The 23,991-nt window shown below is 74.2% G+C and carries 23 protein-coding genes; 12 read left to right on the top strand and 11 right to left on the bottom strand.

Annotated elements, in window-relative coordinates; all coding sequences use genetic code 11:
* Positions 1–7 precede the first annotated feature (7 nt).
* Together CLV72_RS17635 and CLV72_RS17640 are read right to left on the bottom strand one after the other, a co-directional pair.
* The gene (locus tag CLV72_RS17635; protein WP_211302934.1) at positions 8–541 is read right to left on the bottom strand and encodes a GNAT family N-acetyltransferase; all 534 of its coding nucleotides are present in this window, start codon (positions 539–541) and stop codon (positions 8–10) included.
* A gap of 80 nt (positions 542–621) precedes the next feature.
* Positions 622–855, bottom strand: coding sequence for a hypothetical protein (locus CLV72_RS17640; RefSeq protein ID WP_106247452.1), 234 nt, complete (start codon positions 853–855; stop codon positions 622–624).
* Positions 856–1,049: 194 nt separating this feature from the next.
* Between CLV72_RS17640 and CLV72_RS17645 the strand changes: the two genes are divergently transcribed.
* Both CLV72_RS17645 and CLV72_RS17650 read left to right on the top strand, forming a co-directional pair.
* Positions 1,050–2,075, top strand: coding sequence for an iron-containing redox enzyme family protein (locus tag CLV72_RS17645; RefSeq protein WP_106247455.1), 1,026 nt, complete (start codon positions 1,050–1,052; stop codon positions 2,073–2,075).
* Positions 2,072–3,127 (top strand): glycosyltransferase family 2 protein, encoded by a 1,056-nt coding sequence (locus CLV72_RS17650; protein WP_106247457.1) that lies wholly within the window; start codon positions 2,072–2,074, stop codon positions 3,125–3,127. The genes CLV72_RS17645 and CLV72_RS17650 overlap by 4 nt, the downstream gene beginning before the upstream one ends.
* Here the strand turns inward: CLV72_RS17650 and CLV72_RS33815 are convergent.
* Positions 3,044–3,418 (bottom strand): CDGSH iron-sulfur domain-containing protein, encoded by a 375-nt coding sequence (locus tag CLV72_RS33815; RefSeq protein WP_342755671.1) that lies wholly within the window; start codon positions 3,416–3,418, stop codon positions 3,044–3,046. The two genes, CLV72_RS17650 and CLV72_RS33815, sit on opposite strands and share 84 nt — an antisense overlap.
* A 74-nt stretch (positions 3,419–3,492) precedes the next feature.
* Between CLV72_RS33815 and CLV72_RS17660 the strand changes: the two genes are divergently transcribed.
* Complete coding sequence (locus CLV72_RS17660; protein WP_106247459.1) at positions 3,493–3,921, top strand: hypothetical protein; 429 nt, start codon at positions 3,493–3,495, stop codon at positions 3,919–3,921.
* A gap of 185 nt (positions 3,922–4,106) precedes the next feature.
* A complete protein-coding gene (locus CLV72_RS17665; RefSeq protein ID WP_106247461.1) occupies positions 4,107–4,568 on the top strand; it encodes a DUF4383 domain-containing protein in 462 nt (153 codons plus the stop codon).
* Positions 4,569–4,677: 109 nt separating this feature from the next.
* On the opposite strand, the gene CLV72_RS17670 is transcribed toward CLV72_RS17665, so the two are convergent.
* The gene (locus tag CLV72_RS17670; RefSeq protein WP_106247464.1) at positions 4,678–5,781 is read right to left on the bottom strand and encodes a glycoside hydrolase family 99 protein; all 1,104 of its coding nucleotides are present in this window, start codon (positions 5,779–5,781) and stop codon (positions 4,678–4,680) included.
* Between the two features lie 593 nt (positions 5,782–6,374).
* Between CLV72_RS17670 and CLV72_RS17675 the strand changes: the two genes are divergently transcribed.
* Positions 6,375–8,576, top strand: coding sequence for an alpha-galactosidase (locus CLV72_RS17675; protein WP_245930280.1), 2,202 nt, complete (start codon positions 6,375–6,377; stop codon positions 8,574–8,576).
* A gap of 126 nt (positions 8,577–8,702) precedes the next feature.
* Positions 8,703–9,518 (top strand): class I SAM-dependent methyltransferase, encoded by an 816-nt coding sequence (locus CLV72_RS17680; protein WP_106247467.1) that lies wholly within the window; start codon positions 8,703–8,705, stop codon positions 9,516–9,518.
* 141 nt (positions 9,519–9,659) lie between these two features.
* Here CLV72_RS17680 and CLV72_RS17685 read toward each other — a convergent pair whose 3' ends face one another.
* The 3 genes from CLV72_RS17685 to CLV72_RS17695 all read right to left on the bottom strand — a co-directional run bounded on the left by CLV72_RS17685 (position 9,660) and on the right by CLV72_RS17695 (position 11,817).
* Positions 9,660–10,193, bottom strand: coding sequence for a hypothetical protein (locus CLV72_RS17685; RefSeq protein ID WP_106247470.1), 534 nt, complete (start codon positions 10,191–10,193; stop codon positions 9,660–9,662).
* Between the two features lie 10 nt (positions 10,194–10,203).
* Positions 10,204–10,785 (bottom strand): dihydrofolate reductase family protein, encoded by a 582-nt coding sequence (locus tag CLV72_RS17690; RefSeq protein WP_106247473.1) that lies wholly within the window; start codon positions 10,783–10,785, stop codon positions 10,204–10,206.
* A gap of 174 nt (positions 10,786–10,959) precedes the next feature.
* Complete coding sequence (locus CLV72_RS17695) at positions 10,960–11,817, bottom strand: phosphatidylinositol-specific phospholipase C/glycerophosphodiester phosphodiesterase family protein (protein WP_106247475.1); 858 nt, start codon at positions 11,815–11,817, stop codon at positions 10,960–10,962.
* Positions 11,818–12,064: 247 nt separating this feature from the next.
* On the opposite strand from CLV72_RS17695, the gene CLV72_RS17700 reads away from it, so the two are divergent.
* The 5 genes from CLV72_RS17700 (at position 12,065) to CLV72_RS17720 (ending at position 18,137) form a co-directional block, all read left to right on the top strand.
* On the top strand, positions 12,065–13,348 hold the full coding sequence (locus CLV72_RS17700) for an extracellular solute-binding protein (RefSeq protein WP_106247478.1): 1,284 nt from the start codon (positions 12,065–12,067) through the stop codon (positions 13,346–13,348).
* The gene (locus CLV72_RS17705) at positions 13,348–14,364 is read left to right on the top strand and encodes a carbohydrate ABC transporter permease (protein WP_106247481.1); all 1,017 of its coding nucleotides are present in this window, start codon (positions 13,348–13,350) and stop codon (positions 14,362–14,364) included. The genes CLV72_RS17700 and CLV72_RS17705 overlap by 1 nt, the downstream gene beginning before the upstream one ends.
* The gene (locus CLV72_RS17710) at positions 14,358–15,227 is read left to right on the top strand and encodes a sugar ABC transporter permease (protein ID WP_106247484.1); all 870 of its coding nucleotides are present in this window, start codon (positions 14,358–14,360) and stop codon (positions 15,225–15,227) included. The genes CLV72_RS17705 and CLV72_RS17710 overlap by 7 nt, the downstream gene beginning before the upstream one ends.
* Positions 15,228–15,284: 57 nt before the next feature.
* Positions 15,285–16,289, top strand: a complete 1,005-nt coding sequence (locus tag CLV72_RS17715; protein WP_106247486.1) for a LacI family DNA-binding transcriptional regulator — start codon at positions 15,285–15,287, stop codon at positions 16,287–16,289.
* A gap of 348 nt (positions 16,290–16,637) precedes the next feature.
* Positions 16,638–18,137, top strand: a complete 1,500-nt coding sequence (locus CLV72_RS17720; protein ID WP_106247488.1) for an alpha-amylase — start codon at positions 16,638–16,640, stop codon at positions 18,135–18,137.
* Positions 18,138–18,210: 73 nt separating this feature from the next.
* Here CLV72_RS17720 and CLV72_RS17725 read toward each other — a convergent pair whose 3' ends face one another.
* The 3 genes from CLV72_RS17725 to CLV72_RS17735 all read right to left on the bottom strand — a co-directional run bounded on the left by CLV72_RS17725 (position 18,211) and on the right by CLV72_RS17735 (position 21,991).
* A complete protein-coding gene (locus tag CLV72_RS17725; protein WP_106247491.1) occupies positions 18,211–19,395 on the bottom strand; it encodes an alpha/beta hydrolase family protein in 1,185 nt (394 codons plus the stop codon).
* Between the two features lie 148 nt (positions 19,396–19,543).
* Complete coding sequence (locus CLV72_RS17730; RefSeq protein WP_106247494.1) at positions 19,544–21,079, bottom strand: CehA/McbA family metallohydrolase; 1,536 nt, start codon at positions 21,077–21,079, stop codon at positions 19,544–19,546.
* Positions 21,080–21,217: 138 nt separating this feature from the next.
* A complete protein-coding gene (locus CLV72_RS17735) occupies positions 21,218–21,991 on the bottom strand; it encodes a siderophore-interacting protein (RefSeq protein WP_106247497.1) in 774 nt (257 codons plus the stop codon).
* A gap of 142 nt (positions 21,992–22,133) precedes the next feature.
* On the opposite strand from CLV72_RS17735, the gene CLV72_RS17740 reads away from it, so the two are divergent.
* Complete coding sequence (locus tag CLV72_RS17740; RefSeq protein WP_106247499.1) at positions 22,134–22,865, top strand: TetR/AcrR family transcriptional regulator; 732 nt, start codon at positions 22,134–22,136, stop codon at positions 22,863–22,865.
* A gap of 27 nt (positions 22,866–22,892) precedes the next feature.
* Here CLV72_RS17740 and CLV72_RS17745 read toward each other — a convergent pair whose 3' ends face one another.
* Positions 22,893–23,957 (bottom strand): SDR family NAD(P)-dependent oxidoreductase, encoded by a 1,065-nt coding sequence (locus CLV72_RS17745; RefSeq protein ID WP_106247502.1) that lies wholly within the window; start codon positions 23,955–23,957, stop codon positions 22,893–22,895.
* Positions 23,958–23,991 lie beyond the last annotated feature (34 nt).

Consider the following 23,991-nt stretch of genomic DNA (forward strand, 5'->3'; position numbering starts at 1 on the left):
CGGGCCGCTAGTCCGCCGCCAGCTCGCACTGGAGCAGCAGGGTGTCCAGCGGGCGCCCGTGCTTGTACCCGACCCCGGTGAGGCGGCCGACCGGGCGGAAGCCGACGGAGCGGTGCAGGGCCACCGAGGCGGGCGCCTCGGAGTCGACGATGACGGCGACGGCCTGGCGCAGGCCGGCGGCGGCGCAGCGGTCCAGCAGCGCGCGCAGCAGCGGGCGGCCGAGTCCGCGCCCGGTCCAGGCCGGGTCCAGGTAGATGGTCTCCTCCACCGTCAGGCGGTAGGCGGCCTTGGGGCGCCACGGGCTGGCGTAGGCGTAGCCGACGACCCGGCCGCCGACCTCGGCCACCAGGAAGGGCAGGCCGAGGCCGGTGTAGTGCGCGACGCGCTCGCGCCACTCCTCGGGGGTGGGCGGGACCTCGTCGAAGGTGACGGCGGTGTGCAGCACGTAGTGGGCGAGGATCGCCGCGACGGCGCCGAGGTCGCCGGGGCCGACGTCCCTGATCCGCGCCCCCTCGGCGGGCTCCTTGGCACTCGGTCGCACGTGGGTACCCTAACCGAGCCGGCGGCCCGGACACGCCCAAGGGGCGAGGACGCCGTCCCCGCCCCTGTCCGCGTGTACGGCTAGGTCTTGCCCTTGGCGCGGGCCACCTCCTCCATGCGCAGCGCGACGCCCAGCGCGAAGAAGGTGGGCGCCCACTCGCCGACGAACAGGCCCCAGCGGTCGGCGCGGTCGATCCCGGCGGACTCGGCCTTCTTGGACGCCAGCCACGCGGCCACGCTGGCGCCGATGGACGCGAAGCCCGCCGCGTAGGCGTGCTCGGACCGGATTCCCAGATCGCTCAGTTTCTGGATCATGGAGGCGCCGATGCCCCCGTGTCACTTTCCGCAATCACGATGGTTGGGAAAGTAATCGCCGACGGAGCCGCGCGGTGTCCCGCACGCCGTCGAAGCACCACACCGGGAGGGCGTTAGCCCATGTGCGGACCGGGCAGATGGCCGGTGGCCGACGGCGCCACCCGGCCGCGCCCGGCCGCCTGGGAGGCTGAACGATGATCGCACCCGCTCCGCGCGGACCGCTGAGCGCCCTGCTGCTGGACACGCTGACCGGCCCGCCGCCCGGACGCGGCGGCGGGCCGCTGCCCGCCCCGTCCGCGCCGGAGTACGACGGGACTGACGCCCTGGCCGACGAGGATCTCCAACTGGCGCTCTACCTGTGCTACGAGTCGCACTACTCCGGGCTCGACGGCGTTGACCCCGAGTGGGAGTGGGAGCCGTCGCTGATCGCCTTCCGCCGCCCGCTGGAGCGGGCCCTGGACCGGGCGCTGCGCGCCGCCGTGCCCGAACCCGAGCCGGTCCCCCCGCCGGCCGTGCCGGCCGCGCTGGCCCGGATGGCGGCCGAGGACCCCGGCTCCGGCCTGTCCGCCTTCGTCCGCCGCTCGGCCACGGCCGCCCAGTTCCGCGAGTTCGTCGCGCACCGCTCCGTCTACCACCTGAAGGAGGCCGACCCGCACTCCTGGGGCATCCCCCGGCTGAGCGGCCGCGCCAAGGCGGCCCTGGTGGAGGTGCAGGCCGACGAGTACGGCGGCGGGCGGCCCGAGCGGATGCACGCCGAACTCTTCCGCACCACCATGCGCGCCCTGGGCGTCGACGACCGCCCCGGCGCACAGCTGGACCGGGTGCCCGCGATCACGCTGGCCGTGAACAACGCCATGTCGCTGTTCGGCCTGCACCGCGCCCGGCTCGCCGCGCTGCTCGGCCACCTCGCCGCCTTCGAGCTGACCTCGTCGCTGCCCAACCGCGACTACTCGGCCGGCCTGCGCCGGCTCGGCGGCGGCCCCGACGCCCGCCGCTTCTACGACGAGCACGTGGAGGCCGACGCCGTGCACGAGCAGATCGCCGCGCACGACCTGTGCGGGACCTACGCGAGCGAGCACCCCGAGCAGGTCCCCGACCTGCTCTTCGGCGCCGCCGCCTGCCTGGAGCTGGAGCGCGTCTTCGGCGAGCACCTGCTCGGCCGCTGGCGGAGCGGCGAGAGCTCGCTGCGCCCCGAGACGATCGCGACGGCCACCGCATGAGCGCCCCCCAGTTGAGCTACGTGCTCCCGCTGCGCTGGACCGACGACGGCGGCCGGCTGCCCGAGCTGACCGGCTACCTGGAGTGGCTGGCCCGCCGGGCGCAGGTCGTCGTGGTCGACGGCTCGCCGCCCGAGCTGTTCCAGCGGCACGCCGACGCCTGGTACGGCCACGTCAGGCACCTGCCGCCCGACCCGGGGACGCGCTTCGCCAACGGCAAGGTCGACGGGGTGACCACCGGCGTCCTGGCCGCCCGCACCGAGCGGGTCGTCATCGCCGACGACGACGTGCGCTACGACGACGCCGGCCTGACCGCCGTCGCCGCCGGGCTGGCAGAGGCCGACCTGGTGCGCCCGCAGAACCACTTCGACCCGCTGCCCTGGCACGCCCTGTGGGACAGCGGCCGGATCCTGCTCAACCGCGCGCTCGGCCACGATTACCCCGGCACCTTCGGGGTGCGCCGCTCCACCTTCCTCGCGATGGGCGGCTACGACGGCGACGTGATGTTCGAGAACCTGGAGCTGGTCCGCACCGTGCTCGCGCACGGCGGCGCCGAGTCGCGCCGCCGCGACCTGTACGTCCGGCGGCTGCCGCCGGACACCGCGCACTTCTGCTCCCAGCGGCTCCGCCAGGCCTACGACGACACGGCGCAGCCGCTGCGGCTGGCCGGGGCGCTCGCCGTGCTGCCCGCGGCGGTGACCGCCGCCGCCCGGGGCCGCGCCGACCTGCTCGCGCTCGGCGCGCTGGCGGCGGTGGCGGTGGCCGAGGCCGGCCGGCGCCGGGCCGGGGGCGCCCGGTACTTCCCGTTCCGCTGCTCACTGTTCGCGCCGCTGTGGCTGGCCGAGCGGGGGCTGCTCGGCTGGGTGGCGCTGGCCCGGCACCTCGGCGGCGCGGGGGTGCGCTACCGGGGCCGCAGGCTGCGCCTGGCGGCGCATCCGCTCGGGTGGCTGGCGCGCCATCCGCGCCCGCCGCTAGTCCCTCGGCCGGTCGGGACCGCTGCCGGCGGTGAAGCCGACCGCCTTGTGGCTTCCGTCGCAGAAGGGCTTCACGGCTGAGGCGCCGCAGCGGCACAGCGCGATCGTCCGCCGACCCGCCTCGATCGACTCCCCGTCCTGCGTGGTGATCCGCACCGCCCCGCGTACCAGCAGCGGCCCGTTCTCGCAGGGCGTCACCACCACCTCGGCCTCGCCGTCCTCGCGCATGGCCCCGCCGCTGCCCGCCGCCCCGGCGCGGAAACGGCGGCCGGTGCGGGGCCCCGGCCGGGGGTCCGCGGCGGCGCCGGCGCCCTGGCGCGCGCCACGGGCCGAAGGCCGCCGGCCCGTGTTCCGCTCCGCGCCATTTCGCATTGCCTCGACAAAGCACTCGAAATAGAATACGGATTCCCCATTCTGGTGGGTGCGGTCATATCAGAGGCGGGCCGGTGTCCGACAACGGCGAAACTGATCCGGAAACTCCCTTCGACGACCACACGCGCGCCTACACCGATCTGCTGCTGGCCGCGCTGACGGCGTCCGATCTCTATCCCTTCGCGAACGCCATCGCCACCGAGGACGGCGAGGACGCCTACCAGCGCATCCGCGAACTCTTTCCGGCCGCCACGCGTCCGCGCGCCGAGGAGCAGCTGCGCGACTCCGGGCAGATCACCCTCTACGACCTCGACGCCCGCACCGTGCTGCGCATCCCGGCCGACCTGTCGGGCGAGCGGCTGAGCGCCATCGCCGAACTGCGGCTGCGCAGGCCGCGCCGCGGGTGGACCGAGATCTACTGGGACGCCCGGCTGAACGCGTGGGTGGTGCGCGAGAACATCGGGCCGCCGGCCGACGGGCTCCCCGTCGGCCGCGACGCCTGACCGGCCGCGGCACGGCCGCCGTACGGGGCGGACGGCCGGCGGGTCCGGTCCTGCGGCCCTGGATCCCGCGCTCCGGTGCGCGGCCGACGCGGCCGTCCATCCGGGCGACCGCGGAATTTCGCGATCCGCCCATATCCCGGCCCCGTCAGGGGTAGCGGCCCCTCGTCTATCTCAAGGAGGACGGGATGAGTAACCCAGCAGCGGCGAGCACGGGTCTGCGTCAGGAGCCGGTGCGGCTTGCCGCCCTCGTATACGGAATCGTGTTCCTGCTCATCGGTGTGCTGGGCTTCGTGCCGGGCATCACCACCGGCTACGACACGATGCAGTTCGCCGGGCACCATTCCGAGGCGCTGCTGATGGGCGTCTTCCAGGTGTCCATCCTGCACAACATCGTGCACCTGCTGTTCGGTATCGCCGGGCTGCTCATGGCCCGGACCGCGGCGCTGGCAAAGTCCTTCCTGATCGGCGGCGGTGTCGTCTACGCACTGCTGTGGCTCTACGGGCTCGTGATCGACCACGAGAGCCCCGCCAACTTCGTCCCGCTGAACACCGCCGACAACTGGTTGCACTTCCTGCTGGCCGTGTCGATGATCGCGCTCGGTCTGCTGCTCGGCCGCGGCGCCACCGGCCGCAGCACGGCCCGCTGACGACGGCGCCGCCGGCCCGGTCGCACCGGCTGCCGAACGCTCCCGGCCGGGTCTTTCGCCCGGCCGGGAGCGTTCTGTCATGTGCGCGCCGACCAAGGGCGTGCGGCGGTTAGCGCCGCGCGGCCCGGACCGCCTCGTAGCGCTCCACCCAGTACGCGGTGCGGTCCAGGTAGGCGGTCTCGGCGCCGGTGCCGGTGCGGCCGTAGGCGCCCTCGTAGTCCAGGTACGGCGCCGAGCCCGGCGGCGAGGCGGTGGCGGGTTCGAGCTGGCTGCCCTCGTGCCACTCGTTGAAGGACGTGACGCTCACCCAGGTGGGCGGGCCGCCCATGTCCTCGCGCAGCGCGTACTCCCAGCAGCGGTCGTAGACGGCGCCGTTCTCGCGGTCGACGGTGGGGGTGGTGTTGCCCGGCACGGCGCGGTCGTCGATGTAGCCGGGGCCCACCGAGGGCGCCCAGACGCGGCCGTTGGCGGCGCACCACTCGCCCGCGCCCTCCCACTCCGGGTTCCCGGCCGCGGCGGCGATGGCGTCGTAGGTGTACATGCCGCCGAAGTCCTGCGAGCGGGACACGTCCGTGGTCTGGGACATGATGATCACTTCGTCCCTGAGCGCGGCGATCGGGCTCCAGTCTGCGATGAACAGACTCTGGAACACGTAGTAGGCGCCCCGGTTCCCGAGGTCGGCGGCCCGGTAGAAGGCGGGGTGCGAGCCGTAGGTCTCCTCGATGTAGGCGATGTCCTCGATGACGGCCCGCGCCGAGGTGCGCCCGGCGTGCGGCTCGAGGTGCCAGTTCACCTGGATGCCGTGGGCCTGCGCCGCGTCGAGCACGCCGGGCGCCACCCGGTCGGTGTGGTCGCCGCGGCCCCACCAGCTGTAGCAGATGACGCCGATGCCGGCCTGGCTCAGCCAGGCCATGTGCCGGGCGACGGCGCCGGCGAAGTCGCCGGAGTCGTAGGCGCCCAGGACGGGGTAGAAGTCGGAGCCGATGTCGGCCGGCGGGGTGAAGCCGCCCTGCTGCCAGTGCAGCCACTCGCCGGTGACCTGCGGGTTGGCGTACCAGGAGTAGTAGAAGGCGTGGACGTTGCGGGAGAGCGGGGCGGCGGGGCGGACCGCGTCGCCGAGGGCCGGTGCGGGCCGCAGGAAGGCGGCGCCGCCCAGCGCTGCCGCGCCGAGCAGCCCTGCGCTGCCGGCCAGGAATGATCTCCGTGTGGACATGGGGGGCTGTCCCTTCTGCCGAACTCGACGGTTGCCGGGAGGGTGGGGGCGGGACCGGGACACGGGCCGGCTCCGGCCCCCCGCTGCCGTCCGGCGACGAGTGCCGGCCAGCACGCCGAGCGGCAGCGCGGAGGCGTGGGCCCCGGTCACCGCCGCGCACGCCTCGGGTGCGCGCGGCCGCGCCCGCGACTCCGGGACGAAGTGCGGGCCGTGCCTGAGCGGGGCCTGCCAGGACGATAACGGAAAGGACGCGGGAAATGGAGTGCCGGTTACGGATAACGCTTTTACCGGCGCATTCCCGATCTGATCGGAATTGATCCGCGCTTTTCGCATATCCGGGCCGCATACCGGGCGGCGGCGCCGGCCTGCGTGGGGGCCCTCCACCGGAACGGCCGTGGTGGCAGCGGCGCGGCCGCTCCGGCCCGCCGGGCCCGCCCGGCCCCGGCGGACCGGGGCGGCCGGTTAGGATCCTGACCCGAAGCGGTCGTCCGGCGACGCTCCGCGATCACCGGCGATCCGCATCGAACGGAAGCGGTCGGTGTCCGGTCCGACACGGAGGCGCGCCGCACCGAGCCCGACCGGGAGGACCCACCGTGACGAGCCCGCAGCCCCAGGCCGAGCCGATCGCCGTGCTCCGCCGGGCCGGCAGCAGCCTGCTGGTCGATCTCGCGCCGTCCGGAGGCGGCCTGCCCGAGGTGCTGCACTGGGGCGCCGACCTGGGCGAGATCGACGCGGACCTCGGCGCCCAGCTGCGCGCTACGGCCGCGACCGGCGTGCCCAGGAGCTCCTTCGACGCGCCCCGCCCGTTCACCGTGCTGCCCACCCAGGCCGACGGCTGGTCGGGCACCCTTGGGCTGAGCGGCCACCTGGCCGGCACCGCCACCACACCGCGGCTCGCCCTGCACGGCTACAGCCTGGACACCGCGGGCGCGGCGCACGTCCTCCTGCTCGACCTGCGCGAACCCGGCGGCGGCCTGGACGTGGAGCTGCGCTACGCGCTGGACCCGCACGGCGTGCTGCGCGCCTCGGCCAGCGTGATCGCACCGCCCGAGGGCACCGGCGCGCGCTACGACCTCGCCGCGCTGCGGCTGCTGCTGCCGCTGCCCGCCCGCGCGGCCGAGGTGCTGGACCTGACCGGCGCCTGGGCGCGCGAGCGCGCACCGCAGCGCCGCGAACTGCTCGACGGCACCCTGCTCCGCCGCTCGCTGCGCGGCCGGCCCGGCCACGACAGCCCGCTGCTGCTGGTGGCCGGCACCCATGGCTTCGGCTTCCGCTCCGGCGAGGTGTGGGGCGTGCACGTCGCCTGGAGCGGCGGCGCCGAGTACCTGGTCGAGCGGCTGCCCGAGCGGGCCGGCGCGCACGCCGCCGTGCTGGGCGGTGCGGAGGCGGTGGCGCCCGGAGAGGTCCGGCTGGCCCCCGGCGAGCGCTACGACAGCCCCGACCTGGTGTTCTGCCATTCCGAGGCGGGCCTGGACGGCCTGTCGGAGCGGCTGCACGGCAGCCTGCGCGCCCGGCCCGAGCACCCGGCCTCGCCGCGCCCGGTGGTGCTCAACACCTGGGAGGCCGTCTACTTCGACCACGACATCGACCGGCTGCGGGCACTGGCCGACCGGGCGGCGCGGGTGGGCGTGGGCCGCTTCGTGCTGGACGACGGCTGGTTCCGGGGCCGGCGCGACGCCACCGCCGGGCTGGGCGACTGGCGGGTGGACCCCGTCACCTGGCCGGACGGGCTCGGCCCGCTGGCCGAGCACGTGACCGGCCTCGGCATGGAGTTCGGGCTCTGGGTGGAGCCGGAGATGGTGAACCCCGACTCCGACCTCGCCCGCGCGCACCCGGACTGGCTGCTGCACCCGCCCGGCGCGCCCGGCCGCGCCTGGCGGCACCAGTACGTGCTCGACCTGGGCCGCGAGGACGCCTGGCGGTACGTGCACGACGCGCTCACCGCGCTGCTGGACGCCTACCCGATCAGCTACCTGAAGTGGGACCACAACCGCGACCTGCACGAGGCCGTCCATGCGTCGCCCTCGGGCCCGGTGCCGGGGGTGCGCCGGCAGACCGAGGCGCTGTACGCGCTGCTCGGCGCGGTGCGCGCCCGCCACCCCGGGGTGGAGATCGAGTCCTGTGCCAGCGGCGGCGCCCGGGTGGACCTCGGGATCCTCCGGCACACGCAGCGGGTGTGGGCGTCGGACTGCAACGACCCGCTGGAGCGGCAGACCATTCAGCGCTGGACCGGGCTGCTGCTGCCGCCCGAACTGGTCGGCGCGCACGTCGGCCCGCCGGTCGCGCACAGCACCGGCCGCGCCGCCGACCTCTCCTTCCGGCTGGCCACCGCCCTGTTCGGCCACCCGGGCATCGAGTGGGACATCACCGGCTGCGACGAGACCGAGCTGGCCGCGCTCACCGCGTGGACGGCGCTGTACCGGGAGCTGCGCCCGCTGCTGCACGGCGGCCGCACCGTGCGGGCCGACGAGACCGACCCGTCGGCCGCCCTGCACGGCGTGGTCGCCCGCGACGGCGGCCACGCCCTGTTCTGCCTGGCCCAGCTCGACACCAGCGGCGCCGCCCAGCCCGGCCGCACCCCGCTGCCCGGACTGGACCCGGACCGCCGGTACCGGGTGCGCGCCCGGACCGAGCTGGGCGAGCCCGTCCGCTTCGGCACCGCCGACCCGGCCTGGCTGCGGCCGGGCGCGCCGGAGCCGGTCCTCACCGGCCGGGCGCTCGGCGCGCTCGGCCTGCCGCTGCCCCGGCTCGCCCCCCAGCAGGCGCTGCTGCTGGAGGTCCGGGCGGCGGACTGAGGCGCCGGTCCCGTCCGTGCCGCCGAATCCATACGCGTCCCTGACGGGCGGCGGCCGGGCGCCGGAGTAGCGTGTCCCGGTGCGGGCAGCCCGGAGGCGGGTCCGGGCGCGGAAGGGCGGGGCGGTATGGAACGCGAGAAGATCACCCTCACCGGGGCGCAGGAGACCATGCTGGCCACGCTGTACGCCCGTGCGCTGGACTACCGCGCACCCGACCCGGTGCTCGCCGACCGCGCGGCCGCCGACGCGGTCGAGCGGATCGACTACGACTTCGCCAGGACCCGCATCAAGCCCACCACGGCGGCGGGCGTGGCCGCACGCGGGAAGCAGCTGGACGACTGGACCCGGGAGTTCCTGGCCGAGCACCCCACCGCGACCGTGCTGCACCTGGCCTGCGGCCTGGACACCCGGGCGCAGCGCATGGACCCGCCGGACACCGTCCGCTGGATCGACGTGGACTACCCCGGCGTGCTCGACCTGCGCCGCCGCCTGCTGCCCGAGCCCGCCGGCGACTACCGGATGGTGGCGGCGTCGGTGACGGACGAGGGCTGGCTGGAGGAGGTGCCCGCCGACCGTCCGACGGTCGCCGTCTTCGAGGGCCTGACCATGTACCTGACCAAGGACGAGGGCAGGCGGCTGATCCAGCGGATCACCGGCCGCTTCGAGCACGGCCGGCTGCTCTTCGACTGCTACGGCACCGTGGGCATCCGGCTGCAGAAGCTGGTGCCCGCCGTGCGCAACGCCGGCGCCACCCTGCACTGGGGCATCGACGATCCGCACGAGCTGGAGGCTTGGCACCCCGGCCTGCGCTGCCTGGACGCACTGCGCAGCATCGAGGTCGGCCGGGACAAGATGCCCCGGGCGGGCCGGATCCAGCTCCGGGTGCTCGGGCTGCTGCCCGGCATGCGCGACGTGGGCCGGATCCTGCGGTACGCGTACTAGGCGGCGCGGAGGGGGCTCGCGCACAAAGAGTGCGAGTTCAACGCAGTGCCGGCCGGGCCTGGTCGGGCACGGTACGCGGCCGCCTCGCCGCGGTGCCGGTCGGTCAGCGCGGGCGGACCCGCGCACGGCATCGGCGCAGGCTCACCGCAGCGCCAGCCCGGCCTGGTCGGGCACGGTGCGCGGCAGCTCGCGCAGCCACGCCGCCGGGTCGGCCGGCCACCAGCGCCCGGCGGGCAGCCGGGCCAGCGCGTCGCGGACCGCGCCCGCCGAGGCGGCGGCCGGCACCACCCGCGCCGGTGCGGCGCCGGCCAGCACCCCCAGCCACCAGTGCTTCGGGGTGGCCGGCAGCGCCTCGGGGTCGAGCACCACGTAGTAGTCGGGCAGCAGCTCGGCTCCGGAGCCGAGCGAGCCGGCGGCCAGCTCGATCTCGGCCTCCAGCCGCCCGTGGGCGCCGGTGCCGTCGAAGAAGCCGACCCAGGCGTCGCGGACACCGGCCAGCGGGTCGGCGGCGTGCACCACGTAGGTGGAGGCGGCCGACGCGATGGCGCGCGGCAGCTCGTCGCGGGTGCGCTCGCCGGTGACGGCGCGGACGTTGGGCAGCTCGCCGAGCCCGGCGACGACCCGCTCGGCGGCCTCGCCCGCGACGACGATCAGGGTGCTGTTCGGCCGGCGCATACCCCGAATTCTACGAGCCGGACGGCTCCGCGCGGACGGGCTCGTAGCGCAGGTAGACCACACCGGAGCGGAAGGTGCGCGACTCGATCAGCCGCATCTTGAAGGAGGAGTCCAGCGGCGGCAGGAACGGAGTGCCACCGCCCAGCACGACCGGGTGCACCCAGGTCTGGAACTCGTCCACCAGCCCCAGCCTGATGAAACTCGCGGCCAGAGTGGCCCCGCCGAGGTCCATGTCGCGGCCGGGCATGGCCTTGAGCCGCGCCACCTCGGCCACGATGTCGCCGCGCACCAGGGTGCTGTTCCACTCGACCGACTCCAGGGTGGTGGAGAAGACCACCTTCCGCAGCTTCAGCCAGGCCCGGGCGAACTCGAGCTCACGCGGATCGGCCGCCGGGTCGTCGGGCACATGCGGCCAGTACGACGCCATGTTCTCGTACAGCCCCCGCCCGTACAGCGAGGTGTCGTACCGCTCCGTCTGCTGGTTGTGGAAGTCCATCAACTCGTCATCGGGCCCCGACCACGAGATGTCGTCCCCGCGCCCCTTGACGTACCCGTCCAGCGTGGTCGACATGGCGTACACCAGCTTGCGCATCGCTCGGTTCCTCCCAGTACCGCGGCACCCGTACGGGCCCGTCGGGATATGGACCCGCGGCGGCACCGGAACTCATCGCCTGGCCGCCGGCGGCGCGCTGCCGTGCGGGCTGCACCGCCATCCTGGCGCGGCCCGCACGGCCATGGACGGCGGCGCGCGGGGAGCGGCGCCGCCCTACCTCCGCGCGAGCAGGAAGTCGCGCAGCCCCGCCAGGTCGTCGGTGTTGAGGTGGTCGACGCCGGCGGCGGCGAGTTCGGTCCACAGGGCGTCGCGGGCGGGGCCGGGGGTGTCGGGGGTGGCCCAGAAGCGGAGGCGGTAACCGGCGGCGTGGGCGTCGGCGACCAGGGCGTGCAGGCGCTCGCGCTCGTCGGCGGGCATGGGGCCCTCGCCGGTCCAGTCGAAGTGGTTGGTCCAGTTGTCGCTGACCAGCGGCATGAAGGCGGCCGGGGTGCCGGTGGCGAGGTCGGGGAGCCGGCCGTCGTAGCCGGCGAAGCGGAGCCGCTGCGACTCCATCAGGGCCCGGGGGCGCTCGCCGCTGATGACGGCGGTGACGGCGCCCTCGTGCACCCGGTCGTCGGTGAAGCGGGTCATCATGCCGGCGTAGCGGCGCAGCACCCGGTCGATCTCGGTGTAGGAGGCGGCGCCCTCGTTCTTGATGTCGATCAGCAGCTGGAGGGAGCCGTCCCAGCCGGGGTAGACGGAGCCGCCGTTGGCGCGGGTGATGGCCCGCAACGGGTCCAGGTAGAGCGACTGGAGGGTGCGGCCCGGCCGCACGTCCTCGCGGTCGTGCGCGACCAGCAGCTCGCCGTCGACCAGCCAGACGTCGGCCTCCACACTGGTGAAGCCGTGGTCGAGGGCGTCCAGCAGCGGCCGGTCGTGCTCGTAGTCGTTGTGGGCGTGCGCCTGGTCGAGCGGTTCGGCGTCGCCGGCCGGCAGCTGCTCGGCGGCGGCGGGCAGGACCGCGGACAGCACCAGCGCGGCGGTCAGCGGCAGGACGGCGAGGGGGCTGAAAACCTTCGGCAGACGGCTCATGGCCGCCCAGGCTAGAGGGCGCCGTCGACGCGCGGGCGTCCGGTCGGCGCCCGGCGGGTGACCTGTGGGGAACGTGGCGGGCGACCCCACCGGTCGTGTGCTCGCGTCCGGCGAGCCCGGCGGCCCGGTAGGTTGCGAGATGATTGCAAGCTCTTCCAGTTCCTGAAATTCGTTGCTAACTTCTGGGCACTCTGCGGTGCTTTCGGGGCCAGGCGCGCCGCGGGTCGGTTCGTACGAAGGAGCGACGATGCGGTTCATCCGGTTGGGCGGCGCGCTCGCCGCCACGGCCCTCGCGATCAGCGCGTGCGGCGGCGCCGACCAGTCCGGCGCGTCCGGCGGCGCCGTCGACCCCGAGGACGTCAGCGGCGAGATCACCTTCTGGGACACCTCCGACGCGACCAACGAGGCGCCGGCCTTCCAGGCGCTGGTCGAGGACTTCCAGGCCGAGTACCCCAACATCACCGTGAACTACGAGACCGTCCCCTTCGACGGCGCCCAGGACACCTACCGCACCGCCGCCCAGGCCGGGGACGCCCCCGACGTGCTGCGCGCCGAGGTGGCGTGGGTGCCGGAGTTCGCCTCGCTGGGCTACCTGGCGCCGCTGGACGGCACCCCCGCGCTCCAGGACCCCGACGACTTCCTGGAGACCCCGTTCAGCAGCACTCGGTACGAGGGCGCCACCTACGCGGTACCGCAGGTCACCGACGGGCTCGCCCTGCTGTACAACCGCGAGCTGCTGGCCGAGGCCGGCTACGACGAGCCGCCGCAGACGATGGAGCAGCTGCGCGAGGTCGCCCTCGCCGTCAGCGAGGAGACCGACGCCGAGGGCCTGTACCTCAACGTCGGCGCCGGGTACTACCTGCTGCCGCACATCTACGGCCAGGGCGGCGACCTGCTGGACGTGGAGGGGCAGCGCATCACCGTCAACTCCCCCGAGGCCGTGGCCGGCCTTGAGGAGGTGCTCGACCTCATCGAGTCGGGCGCCGCGGCAGAGCCCGAGCTGGGCCCCGACACCTACGACAACATGCAGACGGCCTTCAAGGAGGGCCTGGTCGCCATGGTCATCAACGGGCCGTGGGCGATGGCCGACAACTTCACCGGGCCGGAGTTCGAGGACCCCGAGAACCTGGGCGTCGCGCCGGTGCCCGCCGGGCCCGCAGGCCAGGGCAGTCCCGTCGGCGGCCACAACTACGCCGTCTACGCCGGATCGCAGAACCTGGACGCGTCCTACCTGTTCGTGCAGTACATGGCGAGTGCCGAGAGCCAGGCGCGCATCGCCGCTGAGCTGGGCCTGCTGCCCACCCGCGCCTCGGCCTACGAGCTGCCCGAGGTGGCCGAGAACCCGGTGGTGGCCGACTTCCTGCCCGTGGTGGAGGGCGCGCGGCCCCGCGCCTGGATCCCCGAGGGCGGCCAGCTGTTCACCCCGCTCGACCTCCAGTACGCCGAGGCCGTCGCCGGGCAGGCGAGCCCGCAGGAGGCGCTGGACGCCGTCGCCGACGAGTACCGGACCTTCCTCCAGGACTGGGAGTGATGGCCGCCGCCTCCCCGGCGGCCGCCCGACGCCGTACCCCGGCCGCCGGACGCGTGTCCGGCGGCCGGGCGCCGCGCCGCGAGAGGAACGGGCCGCTGGCCCGGCTGTGGCGGACGCACTGGTACGCGTGGGCGATGATCGCGCCGGTCGTGATCGTGCTGGCCGTGCTGATCGGCATCCCGCTGTCGCGCGGCCTGTACCTGTCCTTCACCAACGCCAACGAGTCCAACGTCGGCCGCACGATCGGGATGAACGAGATCCCGGCCACCTACGAGTTCGTCGGCGCCGACAACTTCCTGGCGATCCTCTCCGGCGAGCTGGGCAGCTTCTGGCCCCGGCTCACCTGGACGCTGGTGTGGACGGTCGCCTGCACCGCGCTGCACTACGGGATCGGGCTCGGGCTGGCCGTGGCGCTGAACCGGCGGCTGCGCTTTCGCGCCGTGTACCGGATGCTGCTGGTGCTGCCCTGGGCGGTGCCGCCCTTCGTCTCGATCTTCATCTGGCGCTACCTGTACAACAACGACTTCGGCGTCTTCAACGCGATGCTGCGCACGGCCGGGCTGCCCACGGTCGGCTGGCTCAACGACGCGCTCACCGCCAAGATCGCGGTGATCGCGGTCAACGTCTGGCTGGGCGTGCCCTTCATGATGCTCGCGCTGCTCGGCGGCCTCCAGGCGATACCGAAGGAGCTGTACGAGGCGTCCCGGGTGGACGGCGCCTCGCCCTGGCAGCAGTTTCGGTACATCACCATCCCGGGGCTGCGCCAGATCAGCAGCACCATCGTGCTGCTCGGCACCATCTGGAGCTTCAACATGTTCCCGGTGATCTACCTGGTCACCGAGGGCGGGCCGGGCGACTCCAGCGAACTGCTGGTCACCTACGCCTTCCGGCTCGCCTTCGAGGGCATCCGCAACTACAGCGCCTCCTCGGCCTACGGCCTGCTGATCCTGGTGCTGCTGATCGTGCTGGCCGTCGTCTACCAGCGGGCGCTGCGGCGGGGAGGAGAGGCATGGTGACGACGACCCGGACGGCCGGGCCGCCGGCCGTACGGCGCGAGCGCAGCCGCGCCGCGTCCATCGGCCTGCACGCGCTGCTGCTGAGCGCCACCGCCATCGCGCTCTTCCCGATCATGTGGATCGTGCTCACCTCGCTCAAGCCGCGCGACGCCTGGCGGACCAGCACCGTCCAGCTGTTCAGCGACCCGAGCCTCGACAACTACGTGCAGCTGCTGACCACCACCGACTTCCTGCGCTGGTTCGCCAACTCCGTCATCGTCGCCACCGGCACCATGGTCTTCGGGGTGTTCGTCTCGGCCACCACGGGCTACGCGCTCAGCCGCTTCCGCTTCCCCGGCATGCGGCCGCTGCTGTGGTCGCTGCTGGTCACCCAGATGTTCCCGGTGGCCATCCTGATCGTGCCGCTGTACAACGTGCTCGCCTCGCTCGGGCTGATCAACAACCACGGCGGGCTGATGCTGGCCTACCTGACCGTCGCGGTGCCGTTCTGCGCCTGGATGATGCGCGGCTACTTCAACACCATCCCGGTGGAGATCGACGAGGCGGGCCGGGTCGACGGGCTGAGCCCCTTCGGCACCTTCTGGCGGCTGATCGTGCCGCTGGCCCGGCCCGGACTGGCGGTGACCGCCTTCTACTCCTTCGTCACCGCCTGGGGCGAGGTCGCCTACGCCAGCGCCTTCATGATCTCCAATGACAACTACACGCTGGCCAGGGGCCTGCAGCTCTTCGTCGGCCAGCACATGGCGGAGTGGGGCCTGCTCACGGCGGCGTCGGTGCTGATCGCGGTGCCCGCGGCGCTGGTCTTCCTGGTCGTGCAGCGCAATCTGGTCACCGGGCTGACGGCGGGAGCGAACAAGGCGTGAGGTGCCGCACCGCGCGGGGCCGCACGTCGGCGCCGCCCCGATCGGTAGATTCGTTCCATGGCCGCTAATCTCGCCGAGATCGCGGCGCAGGCAAAGGTCAGCGCCGCCACCGTCAGCCGGGTGCTCAACGGCAGGCCCGGCGTGTCGCCGGCCACCAAGCAGGCGGTGCTCACGGCCCTGGACGTGCTCGGGTACGAACGGCCCAAGCTGCTGCGCAGCAGACGCGCGGGGCTGATCGGGCTGATCGTGCCCGAGCTGTCCAACCCCATCTTCCCCACCTACGCGCAGGTCATCGAGACGGCGCTGGTCACCCGCGGCTACGTCAGCGTGCTGTGCACCCAGGAGCCGGGCGGCACCACCGAGGACGAGTACACCGAGCTGCTGCTGGAGCGCGCCGTCTCGGGCATCATCTTCGTCAACGGCCTGCACGCCGACAGCCGCTCCGACCCCGCCCGCTACCAGAAGCTGGTGGCCCAGGGCCTGCCGATCGTGATGATCAACGGCCCGGCCCGCGAGGTCGACGCCTCCTTCTTCTCCGCCGACGACGAACTCGGCCTGGAACTCGCCGTCGCGCACCTGTCGGCCCTCGGCCACCGCCGGATCGGCCTCGCCCTCGGCCAGGAGCGCTTCGTCACCTCCATCCGCAAGAAGCGCGGCTTCCTGCGCGCGATGGACGGCGTCGAGGGCGGCCGCGCCGCCGTCGAGCACACCATGTACACCGTCGAGGGCGGCCGCACCGCCGCCGCCCGCCTGCTGGACCGCGGCTGCACCGCCATCTGCTGCGGCGGCGACCCCATGGCCATCGGCGCCATCCGCGCCGTCCGCGAACGCGGCCTGTCCGTCCCCGACGACGTCTCCGTCATCGGCTCCGACGACTCCTCCCTGATGGCCTACATCGACCCGCCCCTCACCACCATCCGCCAACCCGTCCGCGAACTCAGCATGGCCGCCGTCACCGCCCTCCTGGACGAGATGAACGGCTTCGAGACCCCCCACGGCGAGTTCCTGTTCCGCCCCGAACTCGTCGTCCGCTCCAGCTCGGGGCGGCCACGGGAGCAGTAGGGGGCGGTGCGGCGGCAGCACTGAACCACGGTTGAAATTTCTTTCAGCGAGTCGATCACGCGTTCGGCGATCCGACCACGATTCTTACAGGTCAGCGGGTGCCGTCGACCGACAAGATCGAATGAGATCTGGATGCCCTGAGGCCAGGAATCGGCTCCTACCAGGGCTTTCCACATTTCCACGCGCGTTCTGGGCACGCCCGAAACACCCCCTTCACAAGCTCGCAAAGCGCTGTTAGCTTTTTCTCACCGTGCAACTTCTTGCAAGAAGGGCCGGTCGGTTCGGCTCGGTCGCACGGTGTCTCCCCGCGTGGGCGTCCCGCCCACCCCCCGCGATCAGGAGGACCCCATGTCACTACGAGCCCGTCTTCGCGCCAGACCCTCACGTCTCGGCGCCGCCGTCTCGGCGCTGCTGATCGGGGCGGTGGCCGCCGTTCCGGCGGCGGCCGCGCCGGCTCCTGCCGCGGCCGACGCGGTCGCGCCCGCCGCCACGGCCAATGGCGAGGTCATCGTGCACCTGTTCCAGTGGCCGTGGGACTCCGTCGCGGCCGAGTGCGAGAACGTGCTCGGGCCGCAGGGCTACGGCGCGGTGCAGGTGTCGCCGCCGCAGGAGCACGTCGTGCTGCCGGGCGAGGGGCACCCCTGGTGGCAGGACTACCAGCCGGTGAGCTACGGGCTGGAGTCGCGGCGCGGCGACGCGCAGGACTTCGCCGACATGATCGCGAGCTGCCGCGAGTCCGGGGTGCGGATCTACGTCGACGCGGTGGTCAACCACATGACCGGCAGCGGGTCCGTCAACAGCGGGCCGGGCAGCGGCGGGTCGAGCTTCACCAAGTACACCTATCCCGGGATCTACGGCGACCAGGACTTCCACTACTGCCGCCGGGACATCTCCAACTGGAACGACCCGAACGAGGTGCGCACCTGCGAGCTGGTCGGCCTCTCCGACTTGGCCACCGGGAGCGGCTACGTGCGCGGGCGGCTCAACCAGTACCTCAGCGGGCTGGTCGGCATGGGCGTCGCGGGCTTCCGGGTCGACGCGGCCAAGCACATGCACCCCGCCGACCTCGCCGCCATCCTGGGCGGCCTCGGCCAGGTGCCGGGCTTCGGCGGTGCGCCCTACGTCTACCAGGAGGTGATCGAGGACGCCGCCATCAGCCCGCGCGAGTACACCGGCAGCGGCGACGTCTCCGACTTCCGCTTCCACCACACCGTCAGCGACGCCTTCCGCGACGGCGACATCGCGCGGCTGCGCGACCTGCCCGGCGGCATGGCCGTCTCCAGCGAGCAGGCGCAGGTCTTCGTGGACAACCACGACACCCAGCGCAGCTCCCCCACCCTCACCTTCCGCGACGGCGCCCGCTACGACCTGGCCACCGGTTTCATGCTGGCCTATCCCTTCGGCACCCCGACCGTCATGTCCAGCTACGACTTCAGCGACACCGACCAGGGCCCGCCCGCCCAGGCCGACGGCACCACCACCCCGGTCGACTGCGGCGCCACCTGGGTCTGCGAGCACCGCAGGACGACCGTGGCCGGACTGGTCGGCTTCCGCAACGCGACGGCCGGCACCGGCGTCACCGACTGGTGGAGCGGCGCCCACGGGCAGATCGCCTTCGGGCGGGGCGGGGCCGGCTACGCGGTCTTCAACACCGGCGCCGCGCTGACCCGCACCTTCGACAGCTCGCTGCCGGCCGGCACCTACTGCGACGTGGCGTCGGGCTCACGTGTCGACGGCAGCGGCGGCTGCACCGGCGCCGCGTACACCGTGGGAGCCGACGGCGGTTTTACCGCGACGGTGCCCACCGACACCGCTCTCGCCCTGCACATCGGCCAGCGCGCCGGCTGACCCCGGCCGCGGCCACCGCCCTCGGGCGGCCGGGACCCCCTCCCGGCCGCCCGAGGTGCTTGCGGTCCGCCCGCTACGGCTGCTCGACCCGGACGAGTTCCGGGTAGACCGACGCCGGGTCCTCGATGATCGGCTGCGGCACACCCCGCAGGTGCTGAGTGAAGAATCCGGTCACGTAGTCGCGGACCATGGCCTGGCCGTACTCGGTGGGCAGGCTGCCGAACTGGTTGCGCATATAGGCCGGGTCCACCTGCTCGCGCACGCCGAGGCGGTCGATCAGCACGCCGCGGTCGATGGCGTTGGAGTGGCCCGATCCCGCCGGGCGCAGCCACTCCCGCCAGCCGGTCAGCCGGGGCCACATGCCGGCCTGCGAATCGTGGAAGGGCGGCGGCGCCAGGTCGCTGCTGAGCAGCGCGAGCGGCCGGTCCGTCCCCTCGTCCAGCGCCGGTGAGTAGTACGGGCCGTCCAGGTTGACGGCCGCGTCCACCCGCTCGTCGGAGCGGAGCAGCTCCGCGGCGGCCGAGCCGCCCGCGGAGTGGCCGGCCACCCCGATCCGGTCGGCGTCGATCGCGCGGGAGCCGTGCCAGGCCGAGCCGGGGCCGGTCAGCTCGTCGATGACGAAGCCGATGTCGGCGGCGCGGTTCAGGGTCCCCTCGGCCCAGCGGTCTTGCGCGCAGGCCGCGCAGTCCAGCATCCGGCCGCCCGGGAACTCCACCGGCCCCGCCTCGTAGGCGTGGTCCACTCCGGCGACGACGAAGCCCCGCGACGCCAGGTCCTCGGCGAGCACGGTGAGGGTGGTGCGGCTGAAGCCGGCGCCGGGCGAGAGCACCACCAGCGGGCTGCCGCCCGGCGTGCGGCGCACCGGCGCGTCGGTGTAGGAGTGGGTGCCGACCCGGGCGAGGGTGTCGGCGGGCAGGTCGAGGCCGACTGCGGCGATGGTCGCCGCCGACTCGGCCTCCGTCACGTACGGCGCCCGCTCGCCGACCGCGGCCCGCGCCGGGTACCAGAGGGTGACCAGCAGCTCGCGCGCTTCGGCGTCGGGGTTCCAGATGTCGGCGCGCCCCTCGTCCACCAGGTGCAGGCCCGTGCTGCCGACCGGGTGCGCCCCGGTCGGCTCCGGCAGCCGCACCGAGACCTCGCCGCTGTCGCCGCCGCCCGGCGCCACCTCGGCACCCGCCGTCCCGGCGCCCGCCGCCAGCACCGCCGCCGCGAGCACCACCGCCCCCACGGCACCGCGCCGCAAGCCGACCTGCGTCATCAAGGCTTCCTTCCGTCACCAGGCCCGCGCCCTGCGGGCCCGGCAACTCTAGGAAGCCGCGCGCTCACGCCGCATCGGGCGAAGCCCGCACCCGACCCTGATTCCGGTTGCCGCCCGCCCCTAGGGCCAGCGCCCTCCGGCGTCCGGGTCAGTCCAGGGAGCCGAGGAAGACGGGGTTGGTGAAGGCGACCATCCGGCCGGGCAGGCCGGGGGTGGTGGCGGGGCGGCGCACCTCGGCGCGGACGTAGCCGGAGACCTGGGGCCGGGTGGTCCAGCTCAGCTCGCCGGACTCCGGGACGGGGAGGGTGGCGATGGTGCCCTGGTCGGTGACGAAGGCGGCGGTGGTGCCGGGGGCGCCGGTGACGCGCAGGTCGACGGTGACCTCGGCACCGGGGGCGGCGTCCAGGCGCTCGCCGATCCCGGCGGTGGCGGAGCCGGCGGTGGCGCCGAACTCCAGCCCGACCTGCGCGGACTCGGCGATATAGGCGCGGCCCGCCCGGATCGCGTCCAGGACGGCGGCACGGGTGAGGTCGTCGGCGAGCACCACGGTCTGGCCGTTGCCGACGGTCTGGGTGTCGTTGTGGGAGTCGCTGCTGCCGACGGCCGGCAGCCAGCGGCCGCCGTCGGCCACCCGCTCGACCAGGGTGGCGTCCCACTGGCTGAGCGAGATCTCGTCGTCGGGCGTCCAGGGTCCGTTCCACACCTCGACCGCGTCGATCCCGGCGAAGCCGAACTTCCACGAGCAGCCGACGTAGGGGCAGAAGGGGTGCGCCGCGATGGCCAGCCCGCCGTGGCCGTGGATCTCGTCCAGGAAGCGGGGGAACACGGCGTCGGCGGCCCGGTAGCGCCAGTCGATCCAGGTGCCGGCCGGCAGCCCGGCGGCCAGGTAGTGGCCGTTGCGGGTGGTGATCTCCTCGCCGTCCACGATCAGCAGGTCGTCGCCGGCGTGATGGCCCCACACGCCGCTGGCGGTGTGGGTGTTGTGCTCGGTGGAGAACATGAAGTCGAGCCCGGCGGCGCGGACCGCCGCCGCCAGGGCGGCCGGCTCCCAGCGCCCGTCGGAGTGGACGGTGTGCAGGTGGATGTCGCCCCGGTACCAGGCGCGGCCGCGCCCGGCGGCGCGCTCGGGGGCGGGCGAGGGCACGAAGTCGCGTCCGGGCCGGCCGCGGCGCAGGGTGATCTCCAGCCGGTAGTTCAGGCCCTGCGGCGCGACGGTGTAGGGGCCGAGGATGATGTGCCAGGTGCCGCGGACGATCGGGCCGGGCACGTAGCCGGGCGTCGCCTGGCTGCGGCTGATGGTGAAACTGGTGCGCGCGCCGCCGGACCAGCCGCGGAAGCCGCGGGAGTCGCCCAGTTCGTGGCCGTCGACGTCGAAGATCCCGATGTCGAGGGCGTTGCCCGGCAGGCCCTGCGGCGGGGTCGGCCGGTCGTAGGAGTAGTGCACCTCGATCTCGGTGGTGCCCGTCGGCACCTGCACCGGCACGTACACCCAGTCGGGCGCGGCCGCTTCGATCCGGCCCTCGACCACCCGGGTCTGCTCGTCGGCGTCGTCGGCGAAGGCGAAGCCGACGGGGTCGAGCATGACGGAGCCGCCCACGGCGGCGGTGATGCTTGCGGCGCGGAGGAATCCGCGCCGGTCGAGCTCGGAGCGCTGGGGTCTGGCCGGCTGCCGATCGCCGCTCATGGTCGTCTCCCGGGGGGTGCGGTCAACGGGTCGCGGCCCGCCGCGGCGGGCCAGACCGATGGTGGGCGGTCGCAGTATCGCAGAGGTGGCGGCCGGATGGCAGGGCCGTGAAGTCCCGGCCGACGCGGCCCGCCCCGCTCAGTGGTGCAGCCCGCGCTTCCCCGGCGTCCAGAAGGGCTTGACCACGATGTCCCGGCGCGGCCAGCCGCGCTCGCGGACCAGGTGGTCGCGGATCTGCCGGCAGGTCTGCGCCTCCCCCGCCACGTACGCCGCGCCGCCGCCGGGCTCCGGCAGCTCCAGTCCGGCGACGGCCGCCGGCAGGACGGCCGAGGAGACCGCCGGGGCGCCGTGCCGGTAGACGCGGCGCAGCGGCGGGCCGGGCAGCGGCGGCGCGTCCTCGGGCGTCTCGCTCTCCACTACGCCGAACACCCGGGCGCCGGGGCCCAGTGCCCGCAGCATCGGGCCGAAGGCGCAGGCGGCCGTCTCCTCGCCGGCGAACAGGTGGTACGTGGCCTCGCGCAGGGCGAGGTCGCCCTGCGGCCCCCAGTAGGTGACGGGGTCGCCGGCCCGTACGCCACGCACCCACCGCAGCCCGATGCCCTCGCCGCCGTACAGGTGCGCCCGGATGTCGAAGCAGCTCTCGGCGGGCCGGTGCTCCCAGACCGTGTACGTGCGCAGGGTCTCGCCCGGCCGCAGCAGGCCGGACAGCGACAGCGGGTCGTTGATCTGCACCCGCACGTGCCGGCCCGGCGTCCACGGCGGGCCGGCCGCGGCCGGGGAGTGGATCCGGATCCGGACCAGGGTGGGCGTCACCGGCTCCACCTCGGTGACGGTGCCGTGCGCGTAGTGCTCGGCGAAGGCGCGGGCCAGCGGGTTGCGGGAGCGCCGGACGGGGGTGCGGTCGTCGTTCACGGGAGTCCTCCGGACGGCACGGGAGCGGACGCGTCAGCGCGCCCGTCCGACCGTCTTTTTCTTGAAGTTCTAGATCTATTTATAGCCTCTAAACAAACATAGACCCTCTATGCTGTCAACGTCGCCGAGCACCGGAGGGGCCATGGCCGCGCGGACCACCCAGCGCAAGGAGCGGATGCGGCAGGCCACCCTGGCCGAGATCCGCGCGACGGCGCGGCGGCTGCTGGTCGAGCACGGGTCCGCGGCGGTCACCGTCAACGCGGTGGCCAGGGAGATGGGGCTGAGCGGCCCGGCGCTGTACCACTACTACGCCGGCCACGAGGAGCTGGTCGGAGCGCTGGTCGCCGACTTCTACCGCGAGCTGGCCCAGGCCATGGCGGCGGCGCGCGACGCCCGCGCCGGCGAGCCGCCCGCCGTCCGGCTGCTCGCCGCCTGCCGCGCGATGCGCGCCTGGGCGGTCGGCCACCCCGCCGAGTTCGGCTGGATCTTCGCCAGCCCCGGCCCGCCCCGCGCCGAGCGCTCCGCCGACTCCCCGCGCCACCAGGCCGGGCTGGAGTTCGAGCAGGTCGTCCTGGAGCCCTTCGTGGAGCTGTGGGAGACCAGCCCGTTCCCGGTGCCCGAACTGGACGCGCTCGACCCCTCGCTGCGCGAGCAGCTGCGCGCCTACTCCGCCGGACTGGGCGGACGGCTGCCGCCCGAGGCGGCGCACACCTTCCTGACCTGCTGGATCCGGCTCTACGGCCTGCTGTGCATGGAGGTGCTGCACCAGCTCGACTTCGCCTTCACCGACCTGGAGCCGGTCTACGAGGAGTGCCTGCGCGAGCTGGCCGCCGCGCTGGGGCAGGAGTACCGGCCGCCCGAGCCGGGCCGCTGAGCCGGACGGACGCGGCCGCGCCCCCGGTCAGCGGCCGGGCACCCGCTCGGCGCGCTCCGCGCGACCGGCGCCCTCGGCCGCCTCGCGCCGCTGGTTGAAGCGGCGGGCCGCCGCGTCGTTCAGCCCGGTCAGCGCGCGCATCACCTTGCCGGTGCGCTCCCGGGCGGCGGCGCCGCCCTGGCGGCCGGGGCGCCGGGCCGGCGCGGCGGGCATCAGCCGGCCGGTGGCGCGCAGCGCCCACTGGGTCAGGCCCGGGCTGGCGCCGTCGGCGAGCACGGCCAGCCGGGCCAGCGGGGTCAGCACCACATGGCGGCGGCCCTTCCGCACCGCCTGCACGATCTGCGCGGCGGCGCGCTCGGCGTCCATCGAGACCAGCGGCAGCGAGGCGCCGAGGGAGAACCAGCCGTACTCGGCCCGCGGCCGCCCGGACAGCTCGACCCTCTGGTGCGAGCCGGTGCGCATCAGGCCCGGCACCACGGTGGTCACCTTCACCCCGGTCCCGGCCGACTCGGCGTCCAGCCCCTGGGAGAGGGCGGCCTCGGCGAACTTGGCGCAGGAGTACGGCAGCAGGTGCGGGACGCTGATCCGGCCGCCGACGGAGGAGATGGTGACCAGGTGGCCGCGGCGCAGGGCCAGTTCGGGCAGCAGGGCGCGGGTCAGCCGGTAGGGCGCCCAGAACATGGTGTCCATCGCGTCGGCGAAGTCGTCGTCGGTCATGGCCTCCACCGGGCCGACCTGGATGATCCCGGCATTGTTGACCAGCAGGTCCAGTCCGCCCTCGGCGCGCACCCGCCGCACCAGCCCGGCGGTCTGGTCCGGGTCGCGCAGGTCGCAGGCGCGGGCGTGCGCGTCGACGCCCTGCTCGCGCAGCAGCGACACCGCCCGGTCCAGCTCCTCGCCGTCGCGGGCGCAGATCAGCACCCGGCAGCCGGCCCGGCCGAACTCACGGGCCAGCAGCAGGCCCAGGCCGCGCGAGCCGCCGGTGACCAGGGCCGTCTTCCCGGTCAGATCGCGGGCGGCGCGCATCCGGGCGCCCACCACCGCCCCCGCCACCAGCGCACCGGCCATGACGAGCCTGCCCGTCCACCTCATAGCGACCCCTTCGATCCTGACCCCGGCCCTCCAC

The organism is Allonocardiopsis opalescens (genome assembly GCF_003002095.1).
GTDB classification, from domain to species: Bacteria; Actinomycetota; Actinomycetes; order Streptosporangiales; family Streptosporangiaceae; genus Allonocardiopsis; species Allonocardiopsis opalescens.